The sequence below is a fragment of the Brotonthovivens ammoniilytica genome (assembly GCF_025566885.1).
Taxonomy (GTDB): Bacteria; Bacillota; Clostridia; order Lachnospirales; family Lachnospiraceae; genus Brotonthovivens; species Brotonthovivens ammoniilytica.
In genome coordinates, this window is the sequence record NZ_JAOQJQ010000002.1 from 1 (window position 1) to 16,540 (window position 16,540).

General features: G+C 34.9%; 15 protein-coding genes, 1 tRNA gene and 1 rRNA gene. 6 read left to right on the forward strand and 11 right to left on the reverse strand.

Annotated elements, in window-relative coordinates; genetic code table 11:
• The 3 genes from OCV88_RS04425 to OCV88_RS04435 all read right to left on the reverse strand — a co-directional run.
• A 16S ribosomal RNA gene (locus OCV88_RS04425) occupies positions 1-95 on the reverse strand; the annotation flags it as partial.
• A gap of 661 nt (positions 96-756) precedes the next feature.
• A tRNA-Ser gene (locus OCV88_RS04430) sits at positions 757-844 on the reverse strand.
• 515 nt (positions 845-1,359) lie between these two features.
• Positions 1,360-2,064: a YczE/YyaS/YitT family protein gene (locus OCV88_RS04435; RefSeq protein WP_262590719.1), complete on the reverse strand. Its 705-nt coding sequence runs from the start codon at positions 2,062-2,064 to the stop codon at positions 1,360-1,362.
• A 133-nt stretch (positions 2,065-2,197) separates the two neighbouring features.
• On the opposite strand from OCV88_RS04435, the gene OCV88_RS04440 reads away from it, so the two are divergent.
• On the forward strand, positions 2,198-3,079 hold the full coding sequence (locus OCV88_RS04440; RefSeq protein ID WP_158424424.1) for a LysR family transcriptional regulator: 882 nt from the start codon (positions 2,198-2,200) through the stop codon (positions 3,077-3,079).
• Positions 3,080-3,167: 88 nt separating this feature from the next.
• On the opposite strand, the gene OCV88_RS04445 is transcribed toward OCV88_RS04440, so the two are convergent.
• From OCV88_RS04445 to dnaA, 8 genes are all read right to left on the reverse strand, one after another.
• Positions 3,168-3,719 carry a Fe-S-containing hydro-lyase gene (locus tag OCV88_RS04445; protein WP_158424425.1) on the reverse strand — a complete coding sequence of 184 codons (552 nt, stop codon included), beginning with the start codon at positions 3,717-3,719 and terminating at the stop codon, positions 3,168-3,170.
• A gap of 56 nt (positions 3,720-3,775) precedes the next feature.
• Positions 3,776-4,621 carry a fumarate hydratase gene (locus OCV88_RS04450; protein WP_158424426.1) on the reverse strand — a complete coding sequence of 282 codons (846 nt, stop codon included), beginning with the start codon at positions 4,619-4,621 and terminating at the stop codon, positions 3,776-3,778.
• A gap of 87 nt (positions 4,622-4,708) precedes the next feature.
• The gene (gyrA, locus tag OCV88_RS04455; protein WP_158424427.1) at positions 4,709-7,222 is read right to left on the reverse strand and encodes a DNA gyrase subunit A; all 2,514 of its coding nucleotides are present in this window, start codon (positions 7,220-7,222) and stop codon (positions 4,709-4,711) included.
• 15 nt (positions 7,223-7,237) lie between these two features.
• Positions 7,238-9,154, reverse strand: a complete 1,917-nt coding sequence (gene gyrB, locus OCV88_RS04460; protein WP_158424428.1) for a DNA topoisomerase (ATP-hydrolyzing) subunit B — start codon at positions 9,152-9,154, stop codon at positions 7,238-7,240.
• 26 nt (positions 9,155-9,180) lie between these two features.
• Positions 9,181-10,272, reverse strand: coding sequence for a DNA replication/repair protein RecF (gene recF / locus OCV88_RS04465; RefSeq protein WP_158424429.1), 1,092 nt, complete (start codon positions 10,270-10,272; stop codon positions 9,181-9,183).
• A complete protein-coding gene (locus tag OCV88_RS04470; protein ID WP_158424430.1) occupies positions 10,272-10,478 on the reverse strand; it encodes an RNA-binding S4 domain-containing protein in 207 nt (68 codons plus the stop codon). The genes recF and OCV88_RS04470 overlap by 1 nt, the downstream gene beginning before the upstream one ends.
• Before the next feature lie 20 nt (positions 10,479-10,498).
• A complete protein-coding gene (gene dnaN / locus OCV88_RS04475) occupies positions 10,499-11,611 on the reverse strand; it encodes a DNA polymerase III subunit beta (protein WP_158424431.1) in 1,113 nt (370 codons plus the stop codon).
• A gap of 371 nt (positions 11,612-11,982) precedes the next feature.
• Positions 11,983-13,332 carry a chromosomal replication initiator protein DnaA gene (gene dnaA / locus OCV88_RS04480; protein WP_158424432.1) on the reverse strand — a complete coding sequence of 450 codons (1,350 nt, stop codon included), beginning with the start codon at positions 13,330-13,332 and terminating at the stop codon, positions 11,983-11,985.
• 379 nt (positions 13,333-13,711) lie between these two features.
• Between dnaA and rpmH the strand changes: the two genes are divergently transcribed.
• The 5 genes from rpmH to jag all read left to right on the forward strand — a co-directional run bounded on the left by rpmH (position 13,712) and on the right by jag (position 16,454).
• Complete coding sequence (rpmH, locus tag OCV88_RS04485) at positions 13,712-13,846, forward strand: 50S ribosomal protein L34 (protein ID WP_158424433.1); 135 nt, start codon at positions 13,712-13,714, stop codon at positions 13,844-13,846.
• Positions 13,847-13,909: 63 nt separating this feature from the next.
• Positions 13,910-14,278, forward strand: a complete 369-nt coding sequence (rnpA, locus tag OCV88_RS04490; protein ID WP_158424434.1) for a ribonuclease P protein component — start codon at positions 13,910-13,912, stop codon at positions 14,276-14,278.
• Entirely contained in the window at positions 14,279-14,488 is a 210-nt protein-coding gene (gene yidD, locus OCV88_RS04495) for a membrane protein insertion efficiency factor YidD (RefSeq protein ID WP_158424435.1), read from the forward strand.
• A 17-nt stretch (positions 14,489-14,505) separates the two neighbouring features.
• Entirely contained in the window at positions 14,506-15,819 is a 1,314-nt protein-coding gene (locus OCV88_RS04500; protein ID WP_262590723.1) for a membrane protein insertase YidC, read from the forward strand.
• 11 nt (positions 15,820-15,830) lie between these two features.
• Positions 15,831-16,454, forward strand: coding sequence for an RNA-binding cell elongation regulator Jag/EloR (gene jag, locus OCV88_RS04505; RefSeq protein WP_158424436.1), 624 nt, complete (start codon positions 15,831-15,833; stop codon positions 16,452-16,454).
• Positions 16,455-16,540: the final 86 nt, after the last annotated feature.

The following is a 16,540-nucleotide window of genomic DNA, read 5'->3' on the forward strand; positions in this document are numbered from 1 at the left end:
TTCCGAAGAAAATCGGCAAAAGTGCTTCGTTCGACTTGCATGTGTTAAGCACGCCGCCAGCGTTCATCCTGAGCCAGGATCAAACTCTCAAATGAAGTGTTTTAAATTCTGCCTGCACAGATTATTTTCAGGAAAGGGTTCGGAAAGCCTGCTTTCCAGAACTGCTTTATTGAAAATAAGATGTATTGGCATAATGACGTTTCGCGAGGAAACTTCTGTTTCCGAGCTGTCAGTATGCGCAGGCATAATTTCAATCGTTTGTATCCCGTTTCAGAACTAGCTTGGCTAATTCTTTAAAACGTTTTACTGTTTTAGGTTGCATATTTTTATGCTTTGTTCTTGAATGATCTGCCGCTTGTGCGCCTTACTTGATTCCGCTTTCGCTTCCTCTCGTTTGAGGCAAGCCTCATATACATCCGCGCACCAGTCTGCTGCCAAAAGCAAGCTATTGCAGCATCCTTCTGCCCGGCTGTGCATTCGCACTTCGCTGACAAAAATCTCTTTGAATCTTTCAAGGATATTTCACTGTTCAGTTATCAAGGTTCTTTGTTTCGCTGTTGTTCAGCAACTTTTATATTTTATCATTTATAAAGTGCTTTGTCAACAACTTTTTTTATTTTCTTTTTGACTTTTTTCCGCATCTATTTTGTTTCCAAAAGTCAGCTTGCATATACTACCATATTCATTTTTAATATGCAAGAACTTTTTTCACATTTTAGCGAAAAAAAAGAACAATACTTTTTCAGAAAATGAAAGCGGAGAAAGAGGGATTTGAACCCTCGCGCCGCGCGAACGACCTACACCCTTAGCAGGGGCGCCTCTTCAGCCTCTTGAGTATTTCTCCATAATAATTTTCTTTATAATATTGTCTTTTGCGTGTTGACGCCTAATTATCATATCTGAATAACCAGTATTTGTCAATTAGTTTTTTTATTTTTTTCAACTTTTTGAATTTATATTATATAAATGCATACATACATTAAAATTGAAACCAAAACTTAGTTAATACATAGTACTTACCGGATCAGTTTTTCCGGTAAGTACTGTTAAATTATTTTATATTCTCCTTTTTTGGGCTAATACCAAAAATCGAATAGCTATTACAGCCAAAATACATGCCAATATATAACAACATGTTAATTCAAAAAGAACATTTGAATCAGATAGAGACATAATTTTAAATTTCCATATTAATAAAGATGGAAATCCTGCTAATATAATAGATGCTGCCAAAATTATAATTGATTGATATACGGCGATCAATTTACATTTATTACTATTTTTATTGTTCATTTTAGTTTCCTCATATTTTTTTTATTTATTCAAGTAATTTGGATTAAATAGAATTTTGAAATTTTTTTATTCACCAGCGATTGTAGTTATTAGATGTTCAATGGATTCTTCTTTATTTTTATTTGAAATCTTATTTCTTTGAGATAGCTTTTCAAATAGTTTGGAATACATCCTAGAAATATAGCCCACTAGTAAAGCTGCAATAATGGTTCCAGGACCAACACCTCTTATTTCATGAAAAAGAAATAATGCTAATATTACTGCAATTATACACATACTTAAATCCACACATATTTTGATTAGTCCAAATTCTTTATTAAGATGAAAGTTAATTGCACGCACTACACCCTCTCCGGGCAGCATAATAACATTAGCCATTACTTCCATAAATACACCAGCTCCAAGAATCAAACATCCCAAAATCAAAAATAAAAATTTTAAACCATAATTCTCAGGCTCCATCCAGAACAATATTCGATTCATAGAAAAATCTATGAAATATCCAAATAAAATTGAAACTGGTATCTGCAAAAATTGTATATAACCAAACTCTTTTTTTAATAAAATAATTTGAATAACAATTAAAAACAGACTAAAAATAATTGTATATTGACCAATAGTAGGCTTAAATCCTAGACTTAATGTATAAGGAATACTTGAAATAGGGGAAGTCCCCAAATCTGCTTTTGTTATAAATGCAACTCCTAAGGAATTGATAAAGAGTCCAAATAAAAATATCAAATATTTCTTAAACAGTTCTTGTTTTAACACAATCTATCCTCCTAAATCATAGTCTTATAGACGTCATATAAGCTATTACTTATTATAATGTCAATATTCTTTGCTTGCTAATTCAAAAATAAGAGTTTAATATTAGTTTTATCTTATATAAGGAGTTTCAATTATGACGATACAACAACTAGAATATTTTATTGCAGTTGCCAGAAGCCTTAATTTTACGAAAACTGCAGAATCCTTTTTTATTTCACAATCAGCAATTACACAACAGATTAAAAATTTAGAGAGAGAATTAAAAATAAAGCTTTTTTATAGAAAAAACAGAAATGTTACGTTAACAAACGCAGGAGAACTTTTTCTCAGGGAAGCTGAATCTATATTGGAAAAGATCAGGGATTCTGTAGAAAAGGTACAGGCTGTACAAAATGGAATTACAGGTAATTTATCAATTGGGTATTTAAAAAGTATGGAAATGACCAAATTTCCAAAAACAATTCAAAATTTTCATCAAAAATATCCAAGTATACGTCTTACACTTACCAGAGATGATCCTATTCAGCTTTATGATGATTTTATAAATGGAAAATATGATATTATTTTTAATATTAATCACAGACTTTTTGATTATTCTAAATATGAACAACAAACCATTGGTACCTATCCTTTTTATATTGTTATGCATCCGGATCATCCATTGGCTCATAAAGATCTTATTCTTCAAAAAGATCTGGCTTATGAAAAATTAATTATTCATAATATACAACGACATCTAAAGGAAGACTCTGAAATTATTCCGGAAGAATTTAAACAATATGACTTTAGTAATAATATTATAAAAAAAGAAAATGATATTGAATCTATCTTAATTATGGTTGCTGCCGGTATTGGCATCTCAATTTTACCAGAATATAATGTCCGGTCTCCTCAGATAAATCTAAATTTGACTTATATTCCTCTGGATACCCAAGGGTATCAGGAAACTATAAGTGTAATAACAAAAAATTCAGAAATAAATCCATTAATATCTCTTTTTAAAAATGAAGTATAAACTATAAGTGTAATACATATAGCAAGGCAAATAAAAGGATTCAGAAGCTTATCCTTTCTGAATCCTTTTATTTGCCTTATAACTAATATTATATTCTACAATACTCTTTCATCGCCGTCTCATAAAGATTATTTCCATCTTTATCAATAACAACGATAACAGGAAAATCTTTTACTTCTATTTTACGGATTGCCTCGGCTCCAAGATCATCATAGCAAACTACCTCTGAATTGGTAATACATTTAGATAATAATGCACCGGCTCCGCCCACAGCTGCAAAATAAACTGCCTGATTACGAATAATAGCATCTATTACTTCCTTGGTTCTTTTACCTTTTCCTATCATTGCCTTTTCACCAAGATCTAACAATCTTGGAGCATATTTATCCATTCTGCTTGCAGTAGTGGGGCCTGCTGAACCAATGGGACGTCCTTCTCTTGCAGGAGATGGGCCCATATAATAAATAGTGGAATTTTTGATATCAATGGGAAGTTCTTTTCCTTCATCCAATGCTTCAATCATTCTTTTATGAGCTGCATCTCTTGCCACATAAATTGTTCCTGTTATATATACATAATCACCAGATTTTAAATCTTTTGTAATTTCACTTGTAATTGGTGTCGTAATATGCTTATCCATATGGTTTTCCTTTCTGTATCGGATAACTTTTGTATTATAGCTTCTTCCTAAAAATCTTATATTACTCTGACTGCATGCCGGTTCACATGACAGCAGATATTAATTGCTACAGGCAGTCCTGCTATATGTGTTGGATATGTATTAATATTGACTGCTAAAGCTGTTGTAGTTCCTCCTAAACCACCAGGGCCAATTCCAAGCTTATTTATCGTTTCCAACATTTCTTTTTCAAGATCACAGACATATGGAATTTCTGAATGCTGATCTACATTTCTCGTCAGAGCCTTTTTTGCAAGAAGCGCACATTTTTCAAATGTTCCGCCAATTCCAACTCCCACAACCATGGGCGGACATGCGTTTGGTCCTGCATCTTTTACTGCAGTTATAATCGCATTTTTAACTCCTTCTATTCCGTCAGCTGGCTTTAACATAAATACACGGCTCATATTTTCACTTCCAAATCCTTTGGGAGCCAGTGTTATTTTTATCTGATCACCAGAAACAATCTCTGTATGGATAACTGCCGGTGTATTATCTTTCGTATTTTCTCGAATCAATGGATCCTTCACAACTGACTTTCTTAAATATCCTTCTGTATACCCTCTGCGGACACCTTCATTTACAGCATCATTAAGATTTCCCCCTGTAATATGAACATCCTGTCCCACTTCAAGAAAAATAACAGCCATCCCTGTATCCTGACAAATAGGAATCATTTCTTCGTCTGCAATTTTTAAATTTTCCTGCAGCTGAACCAATATTTTTTTTCCAAGCTCTGACTCTTCTGTATTGACCGCCGTCTTCATTGCCTGATCCATATCCGAAGACAGATAATGATTGGCCTGAATACACATTTCTTTTAAATTTTCTATAATCGTATCTACATGAACTTCTCTGATCACTTTTATTTTCCTTTCTGTTCTCTGAATATATATCACCAGCTTTATAAAAAGAAGAAAAGGCTGCAGAAAAATTCTACAGCCATGTACTTATTCTTCGTTTCCTGAAATCCCTTCCTCATCCTGAATTTCTTCTATATCTTCTTCCGATTCCATGAGAGACTGGTCTTCACGAACTTTAGCGATACTTGCAACTGTAATATCATCATCCATATCAATTAGTTTTACACCGGATGTTACTCTTCCTAATTTAGAAATATCATCAACTTTCATACGTATGATAATGCCGCCAATGGTTATAATCATAATCTCATTTTCATCATTCACAGCCTTCATTCCGATGATATTACCAGTTTTTTCAGTAATCTTATAACATTTTACACCTTTACCGCCTCTGTTCTGGCTTGTAAACTCCTCCATAAGTGTCCGTTTTCCAAGACCTTTTTCAGAAACAATCAACAACGCATCACCCTGGCTGTCCAGCTGCATTCCGATTACTTCATCACCATCTGACAGATTCATACCAATAACGCCCATAGAAGTTCTTCCGGTGCTCCTTACATCAGACTCATGGAAGCGGATACACTGTCCGTATTTTGTCACAAGGAAAATATCTCTGTCATTATCAGTGATCTTTACTTCTATCAACTGATCATCTTCTCTCAGAGTAATTGCAGCAAGCCCTGTCTTTCTTACGTTTGCATAATCCCTGATAGGAGTTTTTTTGACAATTCCATTCTGGGTAGCCATAAACAGATATTTACCCTCATCATATTCTTTTAGGGGAATCACTGCTGTAATCTTCTCACCTGGCGCCAGCTGAAGCAGATTTATAATAGCTGTTCCCCGGGCAGTACGGCTTGCTTCCGGTATCTCGTAAGCTTTCATACGATATACTTTTCCGGTATTTGTAAAGAACATCAGATAATGATGAGAAGTTGTCATAAACAACTCTTCAATATAATCATCATCAATAGTTTCCATACCTTTGATTCCTTTACCGCCACGGTGCTGAGCGCGGAAGTTATCAGAGCTCATGCGTTTAATATATCCAAGCTTTGTCATAGTAATGACAGTATTAGTAACCGGAATCAGATCTTCCATGGAAATGTCATATTCGTCAAAACCAATAGAACTTCTTCTTTCATCGCCGTATTTATCGGAGATTACCATAATCTCTTTGCGGATAACTCCCAGCAGTAATTTTTCGTCTGCCAAAATAGCTTTCAACTCCGCAATTTTTTCCATTAATTCCTGATATTCTGCCTCAAGTTTTTCTCTTTCCAGTCCGGTAAGAGCCCGAAGCCTCATATCTACAATTGCCTGTGCCTGAACATCAGTAAGACCAAAACGTTCCGTTAATTTTTCTTTTGCTTCCTGAGTAGTACGGCTTCCGCGGATAATTGAAATTACTTCATCAATATTATCCAGAGCAATCAGCAGACCCTGTAAAATATGAGCCCGCTCTTCTGCTTTGTTCAATTCGTATTTTGTACGTCTTGTTACAACATCTTCCTGATGCTTCAGATAATGCTTCAGCATCTCATGAAGATTTAATACTTTCGGTTCGTTATTTACAAGCGCCAGCATAATAACTCCAAAAGTATCCTGCAGCTGTGTATGTTTATACAGCTGATTTAAAATAACATTTGGATTTACGTCACGCCGCAGCTCGATGCACACACGCATTCCCTGACGGTCTGACTCATCTCTTAAATCTGTAATACCATCAATACGTTTGTCTCTTACCAGCTCCGCAATTTTTTCTATTAACCGTGCCTTATTTACCATATACGGAAGTTCAGATACCACAATCCTGTTTTTACCATTCTGCATTGGTTCAATATCTGTAACTGCACGCACTCTGATTTTTCCACGGCCTGTCCGGTAAGCTTCCTCTATTCCTGAAGTACCAAGGATCATACCTCCCGTTGGAAAATCCGGCCCTTTCACAATCTGAAGAAGCTCATCAATATCTGTATCCCTGTCTTCTTCTACCTTATTATCAATAATTTTAACAACCGCACCAATCACTTCTCTTAGATTATGAGGCGGAATATTGGTCGCCATACCTACTGCAATACCGGTGGTGCCATTTACAAGCAGATTCGGATACCTTGAAGGAAGAACAACCGGTTCTTTTTCTGTCTCATCAAAGTTAGGCATAAAGTCAACAGTATTTTTATTAATATCAGCCAGCATTTCCATGGAAATTTTGCTGAGACGTGCTTCCGTATAACGCATAGCTGCCGCACCGTCACCATCCACAGATCCAAAGTTTCCGTGACCATCTACCAACGGATATCTTGTGGACCATTCCTGAGCCATGTTAACTAAAGCTCCATAAATAGAGCTGTCACCATGAGGGTGATATTTACCCATGGTATCACCAACAATACGGGCGCATTTTCTGTGGGGTTTATCCGGTCCGTTATTCAGTTCTATCATGGAATATAGAACACGGCGCTGCACCGGCTTTAAACCATCTCTTACATCCGGCAGAGCACGGGATGCAATAACACTCATGGCGTAATCTATATAAGATGTTTCCATGGTTTTTTTCAGATCGACGTCATGAATCTGATCAAATATCTTGTCGTCCATTTCATTACCTCCCGTTTACACATCCAGATTCTGTACATATTTTGCATTGGCTTCAATAAAATCTCTCCGGGGTTCAACTTTATCCCCCATCAAGGTTGTAAAAGTCAGATCAATTTCTGAAGAAGCTTCTTCATCCATTGTCACTCTGCGCAGAATTCTCTTTTCCGGATCCATAGTTGTTTCCCAGAGCTGTTCTGCATCCATCTCACCAAGACCTTTATAACGCTGTATTTTATTATTATTATCACGGCCGATTTCAACAAGAATACCATTTAGTTCCTCGTCACTGTATGCATACCAGACCTTTTTATTCTTTTCAATCTTATATAATGGCGGCTGTGCCAGATACACATATCCCTGTTTAATTAATTCCGGCATAAACCTGTATAAAAAGGTCAAAAGCAGCGTACTGATATGAGCTCCGTCTACATCGGCATCTGTCATAATAATAATTTTATGATATCTCAGTTTGGATATATCAAAATCTTCATGAATCCCTGTTCCAAATGCGGTAATCATGGCCTTAATTTCTGCATTGCCATAGATCTTATCCAGTCTTGCCTTCTCTACATTTAAAATTTTTCCTCTCAGCGGAAGAATCGCCTGAGTAGCACGGCTTCTGGCCGTTTTTGCAGAACCGCCGGCAGAATCACCCTCAACAATGTAAATTTCACAGTTTCTGGGGTCTTTATCAGAACAATCAGCAAGTTTACCAGGAAGAGATGTTCCTTCCAGAGCAGTTTTTCTTCTTGTAAGATCTCTTGCTTTTCTGGCTGCCTCCCTTGCCCTCTGAGCAAGCAGTGATTTTTCACAGATTAATTTTGCAATGGCAGGATTTTGTTCCAGAAAATATGTTAACTGTTCACTTACAATACTGTCCACTGCTCCTCTAGCTTCGCTGTTTCCAAGTTTCTGTTTTGTCTGTCCTTCAAACTGCGGCTCTTCAAGCTTAACACTAATAATCGCTGTGAGTCCCTCACGGATATCGTCACCGGAAAGACTTGCCTCATTTTCTTTGATAATTTTATTATTCTTTGCATAAGCATTAAATGTCTTTGTAAGGGCATTTCTAAAACCTGCCAGGTGAGTTCCTCCTTCAGGAGTCGTAATATTATTTACGAAACTGAATGTAGATTCATTATAAGAATCATTATGCTGAAGCGCTACTTCTACCTGCACATTATCTTTACTTCCTTCGCAGTAAATTACTTCCGGATATAATACTTCTCTGCTTTTATTCAGATACTCTACAAATTCTTTAATTCCACCTTCATAGTGAAACGTCTCACTGAGTTTCGGATCTTCTCTGTCATCTATCAGTGTAATCCGTAATCCCTTTGTGAGGAATGCCATTTCCCTGAGACGCTGGCGAAGCACCTGATAATCATAAATAGTTTCCTCAAAAATACTCCCATCCGGAGAAAATGTAACTTTCGATCCTGTCTGTCCTTCCGGACATTCTCCTACGACCTTTAATTCATACATGGTCTTTCCGCGTTCATATCTCTGCTGATAAATTTTTCCGTCTCTGTAAACCTGAACCTCCAGCCAATTGGAAAGGGCATTTACAACAGATGCCCCCACTCCGTGGAGACCTCCGGATACTTTGTATCCTCCTCCGCCAAATTTTCCTCCGGCGTGAAGTACTGTAAATACAACTTCTACTGCTGGTTTTCCCGCTTTATGATTAATATCAACAGGTATTCCTCTTCCGTTGTCTGTTACTGTTATAGAATTATCTTTATTAATTACAATTTCAATCTCTGAACAATATCCGGCCAGCGCTTCATCTACTGCATTATCCACAATTTCATAAACCAGATGATGCAGACCTCTGGATGAAGTGCTTCCAATGTACATACCCGGACGTTTCCGAACTGCTTCCAGTCCTTCCAGTATTTGAATTTGATCTCCTCCGTACTCAGTGCTCATAATACCCTCCTATTCACGGATTATTTTTATATATCACTTTTTACTGTTACAATTCCTTCTTTAACCTGAAAGACTTTATTGATTTCAAATCTGTTCTTTACAAATTCATCCAGACCTGTACATGTTATAATAGTCTGTATACTATGAATTCCATTTAAAAGATAATTTTGACGGCTGCTGTCTAGCTCCGACAAAACATCATCCAACAGTAATACAGGCGTATCGTGAATTGTTTTTTTTACTAACTCTATTTCTGATAACTTCAAAGACAATGCACAAGTCCTCTGCTGACCCTGGGAACCATATTTTCTAATGTCCGTCCCGTTAATCTGAAATAAAAGATCATCTCTGTGGGGACCTACAGAAGTTGAACACAGTTTCATATCCCGCACACAGGCAGCATCCAGTGCATCTTTAAATGTACTCTCATCCGTATCCGGTTCATAAGTTAATATCAGTTCCTCTTTATTACCAGTTATTTCTTTGTGAATTTCATAAATAATTTCATTGAGTTCCTCAGAAAACAGCTTTCTTCTGCTGATAATTTTTTCTCCATACTGAATCAGCTGTTCATTCCATACAGGCAGAGTACTCTTTAAATCCGGCCGAAATGATATCTCTTTCAAAAGCCTGTTTCTCTGCATTAGAACTTTATTATATTTTGTAAGGTTGTATAAATAAATCTTGTCCAGCTGACAAAGCTCAAAATCCAGAAATCTTCTTCTTTCAGAGGGTCCGTTTTTTATAATACTCAAATCTTCCGGAGAAAAAAATACAATATTCAAAATACCAAATAGCTCACTGGCTTTTTTTATGGGAATCTTATTAATGGCAATTCCTTTGGAACGGTTTTTTTTAAGATGAAGATCCAGCTGATATTCAATTCCCTTTTTTTCTACAACGGTCTGAATATGCGCCTCATCCTCTTCAAAACGTATCATCTCTTTATCTTTACTGCCCTTGTGGGATTTTGTGGTTCCGCTGACATATAAAGATTCCAGGATGTTAGTTTTGCCCTGAGCATTATCTCCAAACAAAATATTGGTACCGGTGTCGAAATTTAGATCTAGATGTTCGTAATTTCGGAAATTATTTAATGATACAGATTTAATTATCATTATCCAATCTGCACACTTTCACCATTGTAGGTAATAATATCACCGCTCTTTATTTTTTTCCCCCGCTGCATTTGTGTAACTCCATTTACTTTTACAAGTCCATCCTGGATTACAATCTTCGCATCTACACCGGATCCAACCATTCCTGCCAGTTTCATAGCCTGGCCAAGCTTTATGTATTCATCTCTGATATGAATTATTTCCATTTTTTTCCTCTTTAAACACTTTAATTAGCTGACGCGTTAAAATTGACCGGAAGAATCAGATAAATAAATGATTCTTCTTCATCCTTGATATAACATGGCGCTTTTGGATTCACCATGTATAATGTAACCTCTTCTTCGTCAATAACACGAAGGGCATCTATAAAAAATTTGGGATTAAACCCTATTAAAATATCTTTTCCTTCTTTTTCAATATCAATTTCTTCATTCATAGAACCAATAAAAGAATTAATTTTCAATTCAATCATATCATCTGTGACATTAATGATAATTGGCTTTTTGTCCCCTTCTTTGACAAGAAGAGTTGCTCTGTCAATACAGCTTAATAAAATCTTTTTATTGATCTTGATTTTTGTTTCATAATCTGAAGAGAGCATCTGATCAATTTTAAAATACTCTCCCTCAATTAATCTGGATAAAACAATTGTCTGGTCAAACTCAAAGAGAATATGATTACTGGTAATATAAATATTTACCATCTCCTCTGCTTCCCCCGGCAGAATCTTGCTGATTTCCTGAAGAGTTTTTCCTGGAACAATAACTTTCTTATAATCGTAACTATCCTTTAATTCTATATTTCTGATAGAAATACGATGTCCGTCCAAGGATACAACTTTTAACTTATTTTCATTAATTTCAAACAATTCTCCTGTCATAAGTTTATTATTGTCATTATCCGCAATAGAAAATATTGTCTGCTTGATAACTTCTTTTAACGTGAACTGTGAAATTGATACTTTTTCTGTTCTTTCAATAAATGGAAGATAAGAAAAATCTTCACCGGATTTACCAACAATATTAAATTTGGCTTTTTCACAGGTAATGGTTGTTTTAAATGTTGAATCGGTTTGGATAACGACGTCATTATCCGGGAGTTTTCTTACGATTTCAGAAAATATTTTTGCATCCAAAGCAATAATGCCTCTTTCCACAATATTGCCTTCTATTTTTGTTTCTATGCCAAGTTCCATATCATTAGCTGTCAGTTTTATCTCATCTGTAGATGCATCAATGAGAATACATTCCAAAATAGCCATTGTAGTTCTAGATGGAACAGCTTTTGATACAATATTGACACCTTTTAAAAGATTAGATTTTGAACAAATTAATTTCATAATGTAAGTAAACTCCTTTCAGGATAGAATTTTTTCTTTACCGGTTAATCAAAGCGTAAGCTTTATCCTTGTATATATTATTGATTTTAAAAGTAGTCTTAATATAGGCTGTTTATAAGTTAATAACTCTGTAAGCCCGCCATTTACAATGCTTTAAGTTAAAAAGTTATTCAAAATATACTGTTAATTTGATGAGGACAGGCTTTGGATAAATTGTGGATATTATTTTATGTTAATGGAAATTAAAAAGGTTAAATATTTTATGTAAAGTTAATTTTGAGTGAAATATTAATTTATTAACATTAATGCACAACGTTTAAACAGTAAAATAACATAATATCCACAAAAGTTATCCACAGATGTTGATAACTTTAATTAGGATTAATTTTTTTCTTGATAGTATCTACAATATTTTTCAGAGTTTCATTGGTGTTGTATTCGTCGGTAATTTTTTTTATACCATGAATTATTGTTGAATGATCCCGTCCTCCAAGAAGCTGACCGATAGAGTCTAAAGGCTGATTTGTAAGATTTTTGCACAAATACATGGCAATTTGTCTTGGTTTTGCAATATCATTGCTCCTGGTCTTGGACATAATCTGGTCTACTGTAATATTAAAGTGTTCTGAAACGACCTCTACAATCAGCTGAGGGGTGATTTCATGAGGCTTGTCCGGTGAAATAATATTCTGAAGTTCTTTTATTGCGATCTCCATTGTAATATCTGTCCGTTCTAGATTTGAGAAAGCAATTAATTTATTTAGAGCTCCTTCTAGTTCACGGATATTGGATTTGATATTTACTGCAATATAATGAAGGATGTCGTCGTCTATATCAAATTCATCCATTTCAACTTTTTTCCGGAGAATTGCCATTCTGGTCTCATAATCAGGAGAGCCGATATCTGCCTGCAGACCCCATTCAAATCTGGAACGTATTCTTTCTTCTAGAGTTTCCATTTCTTTTGGGGGCTTATCGCTGGATATGATAATCTGTTTTTTTGCAATATGTAATTTGTTAAATGTATGGAAAAATTCTTCCTGTGTACTTTCTTTACCAATTATAAATTGTATGTCGTCGATTAATAATACATCTATATTTCGGTATTTGTCCCTGAATTTTGTAATAGCAGTGTTATTTCCGTTACGAATAGATTCAATCAGTTCATTTGTAAAAGTTTCGGATGAAACATATAGAACTTTCAATTCAGGATTTTCATTCTGAATAAAGTGAGCAATGGAATGCATCAGATGTGTCTTTCCAAGTCCAACTCCTCCATATAAAAATAGAGGATTATAAACATCTCCTGGTGATTCTGCCACCGCAAGAGAAGCTGAATGTGCAAAACGATTGTTATTACCCACAACAAATGTTTCAAAAGTATAGTTTGGATTTAAATTAGATTTTTCTGCTGAATCTGCAGCAGCAGTTTTTTTGGGTTTAACAGGACGTATTGCTTTGGCCTGTTCTGGAAGTACCAGTTCAATTTCATACTCAGTTCCTGTTATTTCTGCAATTGCTACTTTAATAGGAAGATAATATTTTTTTGTAATATATGATAATCCCATTTGTTCTGTGGGAACGAGAATATATATTTTCTTATCCTGAATCGCATAGATTTCAAGTGGTTTAATCCATGTATTAAAAGAAATATCAGTTAATTCATATTCATCCTTAACAGTTTGTAAAATATCTTTCCATTTTTGTTCTACTAGTTCCATATTTGTCTCCATGAGTATAAAATAGTAAAAGACGCTAATCTCCTAAAGTTTATAATAACTCAAAAACGGCTTATTTGCAATTTAAAGTTTCATGGACGTGCAGGGGATTCAGCAGGAGCATAAATTGGCTTAAATTGGATTTTATGACATTTAATTTATGAGTATCTATTCATAGGAGTAACTAAAAAAGATTTTTAAGAAATATGAAAAAATCGTCTAATACAATATATAGTTTCTTTTTTTATCTTCCTTATATATATAGTAGTACAAGGTGTCTGAATTTCTAAAAAGCCAAAAAAGTATTGAATTTGCTTGACTTGAGAGGTTTTTTTGTTATAATTGAAATGATGTTTTTTCATTATAGAGGAGGTGGATACAGATGAAGATGACATATCAACCGAAAAAAAGACAGAGATCTAAAGTTCATGGTTTCAGAGCAAGAATGAGCTCAGCAGGCGGAAGAAAAGTATTGGCTGCAAGAAGATTAAAAGGAAGAAAAAGATTATCAGCTTAGGCCACAGAAATTGTGGTCTTTTCTTCTATTATCATTGAAATTTTATTCAGAGGATCAATTGGGATGCATTTTTCAGAATCTTTAAAAAAGAACCGGGATTTCCAGAAAGTATATCGCACTGGTAAATCATATGCAAACAGACTTCTGGTTATGTATGTTTTGAAAAATGGATTGAAAAAGAACAGATTTGGAATTTCGGTAAGTAAAAAAGTTGGTAATAGTGTGGTGAGACACCATGTTACCAGATTATTAAGAGAAAGCTACAGACTACACGAAGAAATGTTCAATAGTGGTTTGGATATTGTAGTCATCGCAAGGGCAGGAGCGAAAGAAGCAACATACCACGAAATTGAAAAAGCATTGCTCCACTTGGGAAATCTTCATAAAATCACTAGTACTACTAAATATGAATTCGAAAAGAAGATGGAATAATTGAAAAAGGCATTAATTTTTATTATTAAATTATATAGAAAATATATCTCTCCCATGAAACGGACAAAATGTCCGTATTATCCGACCTGTTCCTGTTATGGTTTGGAAGCAGTTTCGAAATATGGTCCATGGAAGGGCGGGCTTTTAGCTGCCTGGAGAGTGATTCGATGCAATCCTTTTTCGAAAGGTGGATATGATCCGGTTCCATAAGTAGGAGGTATATCACGTTGGCCGCTTTTATTTTAAGTCAGAATGCAGGCAAAATTTTAGGACCAATTGCAAAATTACTTGGTTTTATTATGAATGGCATCTATATCTTACTGGATAAAATCAATATTCAGAATGTTGCTATAACCATTATAATTTTTACAGTTGTAATTTACCTTTGTTTGCTTCCGCTGACTATAAAACAGCAGAAGTTCTCAAAGATGTCGCAGATTATGAACCCTGAGCTTCAGGCGATTCAGAAAAAATATAAAAACAAAAGAGATAATGAATCTGTAATGCGGATGAATGAAGAAACCCGTGAAGTATATAAAAAATATGGCGTTTCTCCTTCCGGAAGCTGTGTACAGATGGTTATTCAGCTTTTGATTTTATTCCCGCTTTACCGGGTTATCTACAATGTACCTGGTTATATTAGTACTATTAAAGATACATTTACTGAATCTGTCAGTGGTATTATGAATACTCCAGGTTTTGCAGATACTATGCAGAAGTTTTATGAAACTGTTCGTGAAGGAAATTATGTCATGAAACAGATTTCTGTAAACTTTACAGGTGGACATGATACAGTTGCTAACTCCATTATTGATGTTATGTATCGTTGTACAAGCACAAACTGGGAGACTTTAAAACATACTTTCAGCAGCATCGGGGATACTCTGGGTGCTACTCAGGCAAACATTGAACACGTTAACAATTTCCTTGGAATAAACATTGTTTATTCACCAAAAAATATAATTTCAACATCATTTCATGATGGAAATTATGTTTTAATTGCTCTGGCAATTGTAATTCCACTGTTGTCACTGGCTTCTCAGTTTTTAAATATCCGCTTGATGCCTCAGATGTCAGCATCCGCTCAGGGAAATGGAATGGCAAGTCAGATGAAGATTATGAATTATCTGATGCCTATTTATTCTTTTGTACTGGTATTTTTCCTCCCTGTTGGTGTAGGTATTTACTGGATCACCAGTTCTGTTGTAAGATGTGTACAGCAGTTTATTATTAATAAGCATCTTGACCGGATTGATCTGGATGCGATGATTAAGAAAAATCAGGAAAAAGCAAAAGAGAAGGATAAGAAACGTATTGAGAAAAAAGGTGTTCAGGGTAATAAAATTACAGATGCCGCAAAAATCAGTACAAGAAATATTAATTCAAATTCAGAACCTCGCAAGAATACAATGGCATCCAAAGCTGCATCTGTAAATAAAGCAGAAACAAAAGATACTTCAAATAAAAAGTACAAAGAAGGCAGTCTTGCATCCAAAGCAAATCTTGTTAGAGAATTTAATGAAAAGAATACAAGAAAATAGGAGGTTTTGTGATGGACTTCATCGAGGTAACTGCTAAAACAGTTGATGACGCAATTACAGAAGCGCTGGTTACTCTGGGTACTACCAGTGATCAGATAGAATATGAAGTAATAGAAAAAGGAAGCAGCGGATTTCTTGGATTTAACAGCAAACCTGCTAAAATTAAGGTTCGCAGAAAATTCACTGTAAAAGACAATGTAAAAACATTTCTTCAAAATGTATTTGAAGCGATGGATATGAAGGTAGAAATCATTATCACAGATTCAGAAGAAGAAAATGTTTTAAATGTTGAGTTAAAAGGGGATGATATGGGAGTTTTAATTGGAAAAAGAGGACAAACTCTGGATTCCCTGCAGTATTTAACAAACCTTTCTATTAACAGACATTCAGATAATTATGTTAAAGTAAAACTGGATACGGAGAATTACCGCAAGAGAAGAAAAGATACACTTGAAAATCTTGCAAAGAATATTGCTTATAAAGTAAAAAGAACAAAGAGAACAGTTGCTCTTGAGCCAATGAATCCTTTTGAAAGAAGAGTGATCCACTCAGCGCTTCAGAATGATCGTTATGTGGCAACACACAGTGAGGGTGAGGAACCTTTCAGACATGTGGTTGTTACATTGAAAAAATAGTTTTTCAGGTTTACATGTATTAGCTTTTTCAGGTATGGCTTATGATAGCTGTACTTGAAAAAGCTTTTGTATTTGTAAAAAAGTAT

What these genes read in the sequence shown, in the direction of transcription:
- OCV88_RS04440 (WP_158424424.1), top strand. Translation starts at nt 2,198, where the DNA reads ATGACGATACAACAACTAGAATATTTTATTGCAGTTGCCAGAAGCCTT.
- OCV88_RS04445 (WP_158424425.1), bottom strand. Translation starts at nt 3,719, where the DNA reads ATGGATAAGCATATTACGACACCAATTACAAGTGAAATTACAAAAGAT.
- gyrA (WP_158424427.1), bottom strand. Translation starts at nt 7,222, where the DNA reads ATGGACGACAAGATATTTGATCAGATTCATGACGTCGATCTGAAAAAA.
- gyrB (WP_158424428.1), bottom strand. Translation starts at nt 9,154, where the DNA reads ATGAGCACTGAGTACGGAGGAGATCAAATTCAAATACTGGAAGGACTG.
- recF (WP_158424429.1), bottom strand. Translation starts at nt 10,272, where the DNA reads ATGATAATTAAATCTGTATCATTAAATAATTTCCGAAATTACGAACAT.
- OCV88_RS04470 (WP_158424430.1), bottom strand. Translation starts at nt 10,478, where the DNA reads ATGGAAATAATTCATATCAGAGATGAATACATAAAGCTTGGCCAGGCT.
- dnaN (WP_158424431.1), bottom strand. Translation starts at nt 11,611, where the DNA reads ATGAAATTAATTTGTTCAAAATCTAATCTTTTAAAAGGTGTCAATATT.
- dnaA (WP_158424432.1), bottom strand. Translation starts at nt 13,332, where the DNA reads ATGGAACTAGTAGAACAAAAATGGAAAGATATTTTACAAACTGTTAAG.
- rpmH (WP_158424433.1), top strand. Translation starts at nt 13,712, where the DNA reads ATGAAGATGACATATCAACCGAAAAAAAGACAGAGATCTAAAGTTCAT.
- rnpA (WP_158424434.1), top strand. Translation starts at nt 13,910, where the DNA reads ATGCATTTTTCAGAATCTTTAAAAAAGAACCGGGATTTCCAGAAAGTA.
- jag (WP_158424436.1), top strand. Translation starts at nt 15,831, where the DNA reads ATGGACTTCATCGAGGTAACTGCTAAAACAGTTGATGACGCAATTACA.